The organism is Neobacillus drentensis NBRC 102427 (assembly GCF_001591445.1).
Classification (GTDB): Bacteria; Bacillota; Bacilli; order Bacillales; family Cytobacillaceae; genus Neobacillus; species Neobacillus drentensis.
In genome coordinates this window covers 1-11,598 of the sequence record NZ_BCUX01000085.1, presented here as the reverse complement: position 1 = coordinate 11,598, position 11,598 = coordinate 1, and the positions used below count along the sequence as shown (strand labels likewise).

At 38.2% G+C, this 11,598-nt stretch carries 10 protein-coding genes; 7 read left to right on the top strand and 3 right to left on the bottom strand.

Going from position 1 to position 11,598, the window contains the following annotated elements:
* Positions 1 to 162: 162 nt before the first annotated feature.
* Positions 163 to 1,011, bottom strand: coding sequence for a DUF2935 domain-containing protein (locus BDR01S_RS23280; RefSeq protein ID WP_066250165.1), 849 nt, complete (start codon positions 1,009 to 1,011; stop codon positions 163 to 165).
* Positions 1,012 to 1,533: 522 nt separating this feature from the next.
* Here BDR01S_RS23280 and BDR01S_RS25045 point away from each other — a divergent pair.
* Together BDR01S_RS25045 and fabF are read left to right on the top strand one after the other, a co-directional pair.
* Positions 1,534 to 1,815 carry a phospholipase gene (locus tag BDR01S_RS25045; RefSeq protein ID WP_082797556.1) on the top strand — a complete coding sequence of 94 codons (282 nt, stop codon included), beginning with the start codon at positions 1,534 to 1,536 and terminating at the stop codon, positions 1,813 to 1,815.
* A 151-nt stretch (positions 1,816 to 1,966) separates the two neighbouring features.
* Positions 1,967 to 3,208: a beta-ketoacyl-ACP synthase II gene (gene fabF, locus BDR01S_RS23275; RefSeq protein ID WP_066250168.1), complete on the top strand. Its 1,242-nt coding sequence runs from the start codon at positions 1,967 to 1,969 to the stop codon at positions 3,206 to 3,208.
* 91 nt (positions 3,209 to 3,299) lie between these two features.
* Here the strand turns inward: fabF and rlmN are convergent, their stop codons facing one another.
* The gene (rlmN, locus tag BDR01S_RS23270) at positions 3,300 to 4,358 is read right to left on the bottom strand and encodes a dual-specificity RNA methyltransferase RlmN (protein ID WP_066250171.1); all 1,059 of its coding nucleotides are present in this window, start codon (positions 4,356 to 4,358) and stop codon (positions 3,300 to 3,302) included.
* Positions 4,359 to 4,437: 79 nt separating this feature from the next.
* Positions 4,438 to 5,388 carry a TRM11 family SAM-dependent methyltransferase gene (locus tag BDR01S_RS23265; RefSeq protein ID WP_066259626.1) on the bottom strand — a complete coding sequence of 317 codons (951 nt, stop codon included), beginning with the start codon at positions 5,386 to 5,388 and terminating at the stop codon, positions 4,438 to 4,440.
* Between the two features lie 325 nt (positions 5,389 to 5,713).
* On the opposite strand from BDR01S_RS23265, the gene BDR01S_RS23260 reads away from it, so the two are divergent.
* From BDR01S_RS23260 to pstA, 5 genes are all read left to right on the top strand, one after another.
* On the top strand, positions 5,714 to 6,577 hold the full coding sequence (locus tag BDR01S_RS23260) for an alpha/beta hydrolase (RefSeq protein ID WP_066250174.1): 864 nt from the start codon (positions 5,714 to 5,716) through the stop codon (positions 6,575 to 6,577).
* A gap of 313 nt (positions 6,578 to 6,890) precedes the next feature.
* A complete protein-coding gene (locus tag BDR01S_RS23255; RefSeq protein WP_066250177.1) occupies positions 6,891 to 8,624 on the top strand; it encodes a TolB family protein in 1,734 nt (577 codons plus the stop codon).
* A 36-nt stretch (positions 8,625 to 8,660) separates the two neighbouring features.
* Positions 8,661 to 9,521 (top strand): phosphate ABC transporter substrate-binding protein, encoded by an 861-nt coding sequence (locus BDR01S_RS23250; protein ID WP_066250180.1) that lies wholly within the window; start codon positions 8,661 to 8,663, stop codon positions 9,519 to 9,521.
* Between the two features lie 135 nt (positions 9,522 to 9,656).
* A complete protein-coding gene (pstC, locus tag BDR01S_RS23245) occupies positions 9,657 to 10,529 on the top strand; it encodes a phosphate ABC transporter permease subunit PstC (protein ID WP_235846641.1) in 873 nt (290 codons plus the stop codon).
* Positions 10,530 to 10,532: 3 nt separating this feature from the next.
* The gene (gene pstA, locus BDR01S_RS23240; RefSeq protein WP_157406242.1) at positions 10,533 to 11,423 is read left to right on the top strand and encodes a phosphate ABC transporter permease PstA; all 891 of its coding nucleotides are present in this window, start codon (positions 10,533 to 10,535) and stop codon (positions 11,421 to 11,423) included.
* Positions 11,424 to 11,598: the final 175 nt, after the last annotated feature.

Genomic DNA, 11,598 nt, shown 5'->3' with positions numbered 1-11,598 from the left:
TCTCACAAGTAAACCCGTTAGGTGATTACTAAGATTTTTATTTTTTGTAAAACTATTGCATAGCCTGATTAGTTCTCCCTTTTATATACTAAATAGATGCGGCCCCCTAAAATAGGGGGCCGCATCTATTTTCACAATTATCTTTATATCATCAATCTTCATCTAACTAGATTGGGGCTTAACGCTTGTAAGGTGTGCATCAAACATATCAATAATTTCAAGGAATCTATCAGCTTCACGGAATACATGGTCTGCTAATAGTGGATGAATGATACTTTGTATTTTACATTGCTCAATTAAATCCCGTGCGGTTTTCTTGAAGTCTCGAAGCGATGAGACCGACACACGATTTTGATCTAGGAATTGATCTAAAAGAGGAACTGTTTGTGATTGTGGCTTCATAGATTCTAAGTCCCGTGCTTGGTACAGCAATTGATCAAAATCATTGCTGAAATTTTGAGCTGTATCAACTAATTTTCTCTCGGAAGGATCCAACAGATGACCAATAAATTTAGCATGATCTGCCATAATCCTTAAGAAGAAGACATTTTCTTTAATAATCGCATCGGCAAGAGGTTTCAACTTACCTTCATTTAATTCAACTAAGCGTTTTCTAAAATAATTAGCCTCCCTGCTTGTATGATCAACTAATAGGGGGAAATTATTTGCCCCTGGCAATTTACATGTGAGAATTAATCCTAGTACTTTTCGCTTAAATGCGAAAATATTAGTTGCTGCTTGTTGTACTTCTGAATTAAACCTTCTTATTTGCTCAGGATCTGTTTGATTTGTATAGGAATGTGCGGTTTGTTCGATGCGTTCAAACAATCGGTAAAATTGGTTCGCCTCTTGGATTAGTTGAGTATCCTCTGCTCTAAAACCCAATCGAAGAAATAAAGAATGCTCTTTCATGATTCTAGCCCAAAAACGAATTTCATTTAAAGACCTCTCAACAAACAATCCAGATGTAACACCGGTATCAGGATGTAATGCGCGTTCATCACTACTCATTTCCAACCCCCCTGAATATACTACGTCCGTACTATTCTTATTAACTTATCCAAATAAAAAGACCATCAAAAAAAGTTTCTATTCTGCCATTCGTTGTAATATAAATAAAAATGGCCCAGTCCTCATTTTGTTTAGAGGACTGGGCCATTTTTATTCCTTAATTAAGGATTTTCGTTTGTATAAAATGATTATTCTTCCTCTGTATAGGCTTCGGTGGTTGTATCCATGCACTCCCAGCATTCACTTCTATTTCTTTCAAATTTGGACAATTCACTCCCGCAAGAAATGCAAACATCCATAGGTATCGATTCCCCTTTCATGTAAATATTTTTAATAATTAAAAAATCCTTTATATATTTGTATTCCGACATAGCTTGTTAGAGAACCATGATCAAGCATAGGAAAACAAATAAAGCGTTTACTCTTTTTTTATATCCCACTGAAGATTAGCTTGTGAGTCTAAACAGATGCAATATTTTTTCATATTAATATAGTAATAAACTTCTAGGAGGTGGAAACATAGTGAAACGTAGAAAAAAGAGCTTCCTGTCATTTTGTCTTTTTCCAGGGTATCGTTGGTGTGGGCCAGGGTGCAGTGGACCGGGAAGTCCGATTAATGATGTGGATGGCTGCTGCTACCAGCATGACCGCTGTCTGAGCCGAGGGAATTCCCCTTGTTACTGTGATAGGCAATTTATGAAATGCCTTAAATCAAAAATTAATCCGCATACGCAAAAAGGTAGAAATGCACGCTTAATGTATGGGTTTATGAAAATGAAAACCACGTTCAGCTGTCCAAAATAGATGCTGTGCCGTTAAAACATGTTGATTATTACAAAAACAAAATAAAGATAGTCCGAATTCAATTTGTCCAACCACTCAAAATTAGTTAAACTATAAAAGATGAACATTTGTCGGTAACTTATTTTGAATAAAGAGTGGGAGAGAGCATTGAATGAATAAGAGAGTAGTGATTACAGGTATTGGAGCCGTCACTCCTTTGGGGAATGATGCTCACACAACATGGGAACAGATTAAAAATGGTTTTTCCGGGATTGGCCCAGCAACCCTTTTTGATGTTGACCAAGTGGACGTTAAGATTGCAGCAGAAGTAAAAGGTTTTGCACCAGAAGAATTTATGGATAAAAAAGAATCAAGAAGAATGGGGCGTTATAGTCAGTTTGCGATTGCTGCAAGTCAAATGGCTGTACAGGACGCAGGCATCCAAATTGGTAGGAATATTCAGCCTGAACGAGTCGGTGTGTGGATTGGATCGGGGATTGGCGGGTTAGCTGAATTCGAGGAACAACATCGGAAATTTATCGAAAAGGGTCAGAGAAGGGTCAACCCGTTTACGATTCCTATGTTTATCCCTGACATGGCGGCTGGACAAGTCTCGATTGCACTTGGAGCGAAAGGAATCAACAATTGTTCCGTTACCGCATGTGCCTCAGGCGCCAATTCCATCGGTGATGCATTCCGCGTGATTCAAAAGGGGGATGTGGATGTAATGATTGCCGGCGGAACTGAGGCAACGGTTACAGCGATGACTGTTGCAGGATTTTCAAATATGACCGCTCTTTCAAAAAATCCAGACCCGAACACAGCAAGCCGGCCGTTTGATAAGAATCGTGATGGATTTGTCATCGGGGAGGGCGCAGGGATTGTCGTCCTAGAGGAATTAGAACATGCAATCGCCCGTGGTGCTGCCATTTACGGTGAACTAATTGGTTATGGAGCTACGGGAGATGCCCATCACATTACGACACCTGCACCTGAAGGAGAAGGTGCAGGGAGGGCAATGAAGCTTGCTTTAAATGATGCGGGCATATCCCCGGAACAAGTCGACTATATCAATGCTCATGGAACGTCCACTCCTTATAACGATCTGTATGAAACGTTAGCCATTAAGGATGTGTTCAAAGAGCATGCCTATAATTTATCTGTAAGCTCGACGAAATCAATGACTGGCCACATGTTGGGGGCAACAGGGGCCGTTGAAGCCATTTTTTCTCTTTTAGCCATCAAGGAAGGGATCATCCCTCCAACGATCAATTATGAAACACCAGATGAACAACTTGATTTAGATTATGTCCCTAACGTGGCAAAGAAAAAGGATGTCCAAGTAGTATTATCAAACTCCTTAGGATTTGGCGGACACAATGCCACATTGATTTTTAAAAAATTTACCGAATAACAAAATTTGAATATCCGAACTGACAAAAAAAGGGGAAATCCAGGGCACCTTCTGTGCGTTGGATTTCCCCTTTGTTCTGAAATTACTGCGCTTATGCTTTTTTGATTTGTTTGCTGCGTAACTGTCCACACGCGGCATCAATGTCTGTTCCGTGTTCTTGGCGGATTTTACAATTTACCCCGCCTTTTTTCAGCGTATCATAAAATGATAGCACCGATTCCTGTTCACTTCTTTGATATTGACTATGTTCATCCACCGGATTGTAGGGGATTAAGTTTACATAGACTTGCTGTCCAAGCGGACGAAGAAGCTCGGCAAGCTGTTCAGCTTCTTGCTTATGATCGTTTACATCGCGCAACAAAATATATTCGATCGTAATCCGGCGGTTTGTTTGTTCGATATAATACTCCATTGCCTTCATTAGTTTTTCAATTGGAATGGCACGGTTTATTTTCATAATGCGCGTCCGGAGCTCATTGTTTGGCGCATGCAAGGAGACGGCTAGGTTTACTTGCAGCTTCGTATCCGTGAATTCATAGAGCTTATCAGCGAGACCACTGGTGGATACGGTAATCTTTCTAGCGGCAATCGCAAGACCTTTATCATCTTTGATGACCTTGATGAAGTCTAATAGATTTTCAAAATTATCAAAGGGTTCACCGATGCCCATCACAACCACATGACTGACCGTTTCCCCTTGGCCTTTTTTATCCAGATGCAGCTGCACGTTCATAATCTGCTCAACAATTTCTCCGCTAGATAAATCTCTGCTTTTCGCTAATAAACCACTCGCACAAAAACTGCAGCCGATGTTACAGCCTACTTGCGTGGTCACACAGACAGAAAGGCCGTATTTCTGACGCATTAACACGGTTTCAATCAAGTTTCCATCCTGTAATTTAAACAAGAATTTAATCGTGCCGTCCGCTGATTCCTGCTTAATATGCACCTGTAGGGTCTGGATGACGAAGTGGTCTGATAGTAATTGAATACACGCTTGATTGACATCCGTCATCTCCTCGAAGGCTGTGACGCGTTTTCGATAAAGATATTCCCAAACCTTTTGTGCCCGCGATTTCTTCTCACCATGCTGGGAAAGCCAGGCTTCCAATTGATCTATAGTTAATCCATATATAGACTGTTTATTCATACGTTCCCCTCTTTTCGTAACGATACAACCTCATAAAGATCTTTTTATTATGATTGATTAGGCAAATGATAAAGCCCTATCAATTACATACTATCACTTCTCGAATAAATAACCCTTTTTTTGCAACAGCTCGATCAATAATCGAAAAACCAGCTTTTAAAAGAATTTCATCGATTGGTTCAACGGTGACCACGACCACTTTGTTGGCAAACCAACGTGCACTTTGGAGCATTTCCAGCTGCTCTTCCGGGGTTATCACCGAACACAAATTATAAGGCAAATCAATAATCGCTACATCATAATGACTGGTGATATCGCGAATATCAGCTAAGTTTATTTTGCAGCTAAGACCAAAATGCATCATGTTTTCTCGTGCGCCAGGAAGGATCAGCTGATTGCGGTCACTTCCGACCATATCAATGCCCATCGACCTTGCTTCAACTAGGACGGTTCCAATTCCACAGCAAGGATCAATGGCCTTAATACCGTTTGGATTTGGGACGGCGATATTTACTACCGCTCTTGCAACACGCGTGCTGAGCGCAGTGGAGTAACCATTTGGCTTCTGTTGATGTCGAAACCAAACCGCCTCACTTTTCACATACTCACCGAATACCCATATATCGTTTACATTTATGACCCCAAACTGTCGATCTGGTTGACGAAGATCTGCTATTCCGTTGATGTGTAAGCCGAGCTCGCGTTCAATGGCACGTCGTTTCTCGAATCCTGCGTGTTCACCTTTCGCCTGACCACTATTTTTCACATAGTTGACTTTAAACGTTGCTCCGCTTAGTTGTAAAGTTTCTACCTTTATAAAAAGATCCTCAAGGCTTTCGGACTTATAAATCACCGCAATTCTTTCCTTAATAAACGGGCTTCGACTTGGATCAATTTTTACGAGACTTTCCAAGACGTTAGTTTGAGACGCGACACCGAATAATGAGCGCATTTCCAAAGCACACAAAGAACGTTCATCCTCAGAACAGGCATGAGTATATATATAGGTGGTTCCTTTTTGGAGAGTCATATCCAATTTGCTTTGATACGTTAATTTATTTATTTCATCTTCACCTCAAGTGTTATCTGAAAAACATAATCTATTATACCAAGAAAAGAAGCCATTTAGAAAATTACCTATAATTGGGTGCCAAAATGGGTGTCAGGCACCAGCTCGCTAGTTCTTAATTATAATGGGAAATTGTACGAATCGTGACTGTGTACTGTATCTAAAGAGATTGTTCCATAGGGCGTGACATGGTCAGCCTCTAGCTTTATAATAAAATGAACTTAAAAAGCTTTTTAAACTACAAAGACTTGTTTTCATATTGTTAGCAACTGGAGGATTACATAGCATGGCAACAGAAGGGACATTTAATGGTGTCGATGGAGCAGAACTATTTTTTCGTATGATCGAACCACTATCAGCTCCAAAGGCGGCAGTTATTTTAGTTCACGGACATGGCGACCATAGTGGAGGGCTGCAGAATCTTAGCGCAAGCTTGGTTGAAAATGAATATATTGTTTACGCCCTTGATTTACGTGGTCATGGAAAAAGCACCGGTAAAAGGGGATTTATACGAAATTGGGATGAATTTAGAGGAGATTTACATGCGTTTCGAAAACTTGTTTCTCTTGATCAGCCCGAACTGCCTTTATATATTGTGGGACATAGTATGGGTGGCTTGATAGCGCTCGAGTATGCATTAGATTATAGTGCAGGTATTTCAGGAATGGTTGCAATTTCACCTGCTATTTCATATGAGATGAAACCATTTGAACAGTTTGGGATTACCTTAATGGGTAAGTTTAAACCGGACTACACGATCAATAAATTGGCAAATAACCGAATGCTTTTGAAAAAAAATTCAGAGATGCATGCAAAATATTATACCGACAACTTGCGTCATAATACCGTTACACCGGGATTGGGAAGTGAATTAATTCAGGCGATTTCAAGAACAGTAAATCAGGCACAGTCGATTAAACTGCCGTTATTATTGCAATACGGACTTGATGATAAAATTACCCCTCCAACAAAGCTAAGACAATTTTTCCACCAAGTGGCCTCCACCGATAAACAGCTGTATGAGTACGCTCTAGTCAAGCATCGCCCCTTTGATGGAGTGGGAAGAGATCGGTTTTTAGGAGATTTGGTCGGCTGGTTAGACAAGCAGCTGGATAACAAACAAAAGGTGCTATATAGGGAGATTGGTTAGAGTTTATGGGGAGCAGGGCTTTTTTCAAAAAACTATAAAATTTTTTCTGCCACAGTACATAATGCTGTGGTCTTTTTCTGTTTGTGAAGTTAAATCTCTTTACTCATAAATAATAAAAGTAAATAGGATTATTTACTTAATATTTTCACTATCTTTATATTAAGTTTACAATTATCAGACTATTCTTAACACCCCCTTAACATTCAGGATATATAATCTGATTTGTGAGAGAGAATTAGTAATTTCGAGGGGGTAGAAAGTTAGTCTTTGGAATTTTATTAAGAATTTTGGACGATCAATCGGAGGGGAATGAATGAAGCGTCAGTTATCAAGTTTAGTTGTTGCTACTGCTGTACTTGCAGGAAGCTTAGTTACTCCTATCGCATTAAATGAAGTAAAAGCTGCAACTGTTCAACAAAATCAATCAGTTTCTAAAGAAAAAATGCTTGTAAATGGTCAATTTAAAAATGTTCAGTTTAAAGTAATTAACAAAAAAAAGCTATATTCTTCAGCGGATCTTGGTAAATTAATGTCAACTAGCGTTGTACATAAACAGAACACTTACACTTATACGTTTACTAAAATGAGCGGAAAGAAAAGGCTTACATTAACATTAAAAGCAAAATCTACTACCGCAGTGGTAAATGGAAAAAAGGTTAAGATAGCAAATGCTCCTAGAGTAGTAGGGAAAACATTTTTCGTTGATGCAAAATCTTTCATTAACGCTCTAGGTGGAAAAGTTGTAGTAGATACTAATCTTATAGTTTCAACGAATAGTACCATTACATTTGGAACAGCCAAATTGAATGTAGATGGTCAGCTAAAGTCCATTAAAACACTTGCTATGGCCGGTAAGCAATGGTTCTCAGCTGGTGATTTTGCTAAACTATCTGGCGCTACCATTAAAACAGATAAATCAAACCAGTATTACATCTTAAAGAATAAAAAAACTGTCAAAATCGGTTTAAATCCTTTCAAGGTAAAAGGGTTAGTTTATGCTGATTTAAATGAACTTGTAAAAGCCATTGGTGGAGATATATTAAACCAAAAAAGTGGGAAATTTATTTCAATAGCCGGATTAATCAGCGGTGACTCTTATAATCCACAATGGATTAATAATTCAAATTTATTGGTAGGTAATGATAACGATTTCGGTTCGAGCACATACGTAATCAACGTAAACAGTAAAAAGGGATTGTTAAAAATTAACGGTACGGATCTTTCTGTATCCCAAGACGGCAAACAAGCTGTGTACTCCGACGAGAACGGGAAAGTATACCTTGTGAATCTATTAAACAATAAAATCAGCACTTTAAATGCGAATGAAGATTCACCAAAATTCAATTTCGTTTGGTCGAAGGATGGAACGAAAGTTTATTTCATTCTAGGTACAAAGATGGATTCAATTGCTTCAATTAATATAAAAGACGGAGCTATTAATCCTATCAATTCTGATAAACTTACATCCAAAGCGGACTTGACTCTATCTCCTGATGGAAAAAAACTACTTTATACAGCAGGAAAAGAGGGAACTACAAACTATACAGATCCAGATAAAACAGATGTAACCGACATTGATTTAACTAATACAGAGAGCCAGTTATTTGTTGTGGATATGACAGCTGCTGAAGTCCAATCAGTTGCATTAACAACTACACCAGACAATAAAGCATTTCCTGCTTTCTTACCAAATGGAAATATTGTCTATACAAGCTATGATGCAGACGGAGTTAAATTACCAATTCTTAATGTAATTGGTGCTAAGAATGCTATTGCATCATTAGTAACAGGTAGGGATATTGCTACAGCTACTGTTTCTGCAAAAGGCAAGCTAATCATTGTAGTGAATGAAAAAGATGGTTTACACACTATTTATGAAGTAAATACAACAAGCTTGGCAATAACGAAATTAGCTCAAACAAAATTAGAAATTTCTTCAGTGTCTGTTGCTCCTGATGGAAAACGAATGGCCATTACTGTTCCAGGTCAAAACGGCGATCGTGTAATGGTAATAAACAACGGACAATTTGAATCAGTAACAAAATAATAAAAAGTATACCACTTAAAAGGAGAGAAAAATCAAATGAATTTATTTAAAAAGATAACAATGGCTTCTATGGCTCTTGTAGCTACTGTAGGTCTATCAGTCGGTTCATTATCATCAACTGCAAATGCTGCTGGGGTTACTGGTAAAGTGGTAATTGCAGGTTCTACGGCATTACTTCCATTAACACAGCAGGCTGCAAATGAGTTCAAAAGATCAAACCCTGGTGTTAAAATTTCTGTTTCTGGATCATCTTCCATTGCAGGTCCTCAATCCGTTAAAAAAGGTTCAGCAACAATTGGAGCTTCTGACTGGGATGCAACGAAGTCAGTTAAAGGTTTCAAAGCATTTACTGGATTAAAAGCTTACAAGGTATCTGTTACACCATTTGCTACTATTGTAAACAAGTCAAACAAAGTTACTAATTTATCAACTTCTCAGCTTCAAAAAATCTATAGCGGAAAAATTACCAACTGGAAACAAGTTGGTGGTAAAAACGCTGCAATCGTTGTTGTTAACAGAAAGAGTGGATCTGGTACCCGCGTTAATTATCAAGCTAAAGCTTTAAAAAATGTTAATTTTATGACAAAAGGTAATTATAAAGAAGTTGGTAAAAGTGGAGAAATGTTGAGTGCTGTAGATGCTAATGCGAATGCAATCGGTTATGTCGATTTAGCATATGTAAAAGGCAATGTGAAAGCTGTAAGTTTAAACGGTGTAGCAGCAACTACTACAAATGTTATTAATCATAAGTATCCTGTTTGGGAATATGGTTATTTGTTAACAAAGGGTGAAGCAAAAGGTGCTAACGCTGCATTTATTAAATATATGCAAAGCAGCAAATTCCAAAATGGATCTTTGAAAAAATTGAAGTTCATTCCAATTAGTGCTATGAGATAACTCTTAGTTCCCCCTAAGAGAATCATATTAATGCCAGCCTTAATAGGCTGGCATTAACTTAGTTAAGGAGGATTTATGGGTATTTTAGAAAAAGAGCTTCAAACGCTGCAAAAACCCTTAAAAAAACATCGTTTGATGGATCATTCGGGTGCCAACTATTTCAAAAATAAAACGTTTAAATTTTATTCTCTTTTAAGTGCATTGATTTTAGGTCTTGTACTGCTTGCTATTATTATATTCATTGGAAAAACAGGCTTGCTTGTTTTTAAAGATGTTTCATTTAAAGAATTCTTTTTTTCTACTACCTGGGAACCCGACCAAGGAAAATTTGGAGCGGCTATTTTTATCATAGGTACAATTGCTTTAACCGCTTTAACAATGGTTATGGCTGTGCCATTATCACTTCTGCTTGCTGTATATATTGTCGAAATTGCTCCAGCATGGCTTAAGCGAATCATTAGACCGGTTCTCGACTTACTTGTAGGTATTCCATCTATTATATATGGCTATCTGGGACTTACTATTCTTACCCCTTTTCTAAGGGATATTACAGGTTCTGTTATGGGGGATGGACTTTTAGCAGCCGCTGTTACTTTAACCATCATGGTCCTGCCGACTGTAACAACTATAAGTGACGATGCCATTTCTTCTGTTCCTTCTGAATTAAGGGAAGCGAGTTATGCTCTAGGAAGTACCCGCCTACAGTCCGTTCTTCGAGTAATCCTTCCGGCAGCAAAATCTGGAATTATGACGGCTGCTATCCTTGGAATGGCAAGGGCAATCGGAGAAACAATGGCTGTTGTAATGGTTATTGGGAATACAGCTCAGTTTCCAGAAACGCTTTTCACACCAACAGCCGTTTTAACAAGTAATATCGTTATGCAGATTTTAGATGTTGAATTTGATTCAACCTGGAACTATGCCCTTTATATGATGGCATTTATCCTATTAATTGTTTCAAACCTTATGATCATTATTGTGAGAAGGATTAGGGCAAAAGGAGTTTAAATGATGGATTATTTTAATATAAAAAATCAAAGAATTAGAGGGATTAACAAATTTAAAGATAAAGTATTCACTTATTCCTTATGGTTTTTTTCTATTCTTATCGTGCTGTTTATTCTGGCGATTCTATTCCGGATTATATCAAAGGGTCTCTTTGATATAAATTTAAAATTTTTACTCGGATTACCAAGCGAAATTGATGCAGGTGGAGGAATTGGGCCATTTCTATTAAACTCCTTCTATGTATTAATCATTTCGTTAATTATCTCTCTTCCAATTGGAATTGGTTCAGGGATTTATCTGGCAGAATTTGCCCCGAAAAACCGTCTAACAGAATTTATCAGAACAAGTGTAGAAAGTCTTGCTTCTGTTCCTTCCATTGTCTTTGGTCTGTTTGGGTATGTTTTATTTGTCGATGTTTTTCACATTGGTTTAACCATACTTGGAGCTGGGGTGAGCCTCTCTCTATTAAATCTTCCACTCATTACACGAGTGACAGAAAATGCAATTTCTACCGTTCCAAGAGAATTAAAAGAAGCAGCCCTTTCATTAGGTCTTACCGAATCTAAAACTATTACTTCAATTGTTTTACCTGCCGCCCTTTCTGGTATTATGACGGGAGTTAGCCTTGCAGCTTGTCGTGCTTTTGGTGAGTCCGCTATTATTCTTTTAGTTGGAGGTACTAGTTCATCAGGGGAAATGTGGGATTTCAGCCTTTTATCACAGGGAGGGACATTACCAGTCCATTTATGGTATATACAATCTGAAGCGTTAGTAGAAGATGCAAAACAAATAGCTGACAAATCAGCTGCTGTTTTAATGCTAATCGTCTTATTGATGAGCGTAACTTTTCGAATACCAGTCTGGTTATTGGATCGAAAACAAAGAAAAAGGTAATTTATGGGGTTCCTTAAAACAAGAAGGTATTCATTTCGGCAGAGGATACGCACTCGGAAAACCACACCAAAAATACAATGCTACTAATCAAATAACGGGTTGGATTTAATTTTAATGGGTAACTTTCACGGGCACGTAGACACCTTCAGGATTAGTGGGGCTTGGGAAACGCAGC

Bases quoted from the DNA above. Each gene is read 5' to 3' on its own strand.
- BDR01S_RS23280 (WP_066250165.1), bottom strand. From the start codon at position 1,011: ATGAGTAGTGATGAACGCGCATTACATCCTGATACCGGTGTTACATCT.
- fabF (WP_066250168.1), top strand. From the start codon at position 1,967: ATGAATAAGAGAGTAGTGATTACAGGTATTGGAGCCGTCACTCCTTTG.
- rlmN (WP_066250171.1), bottom strand. From the start codon at position 4,358: ATGAATAAACAGTCTATATATGGATTAACTATAGATCAATTGGAAGCC.
- BDR01S_RS23265 (WP_066259626.1), bottom strand. From the start codon at position 5,388: ATGACTCTCCAAAAAGGAACCACCTATATATATACTCATGCCTGTTCT.
- BDR01S_RS23260 (WP_066250174.1), top strand. From the start codon at position 5,714: ATGGCAACAGAAGGGACATTTAATGGTGTCGATGGAGCAGAACTATTT.
- BDR01S_RS23255 (WP_066250177.1), top strand. From the start codon at position 6,891: ATGAAGCGTCAGTTATCAAGTTTAGTTGTTGCTACTGCTGTACTTGCA.
- BDR01S_RS23250 (WP_066250180.1), top strand. From the start codon at position 8,661: ATGAATTTATTTAAAAAGATAACAATGGCTTCTATGGCTCTTGTAGCT.
- pstC (WP_235846641.1), top strand. From the start codon at position 9,657: ATGGATCATTCGGGTGCCAACTATTTCAAAAATAAAACGTTTAAATTT.
- pstA (WP_157406242.1), top strand. From the start codon at position 10,533: ATGGATTATTTTAATATAAAAAATCAAAGAATTAGAGGGATTAACAAA.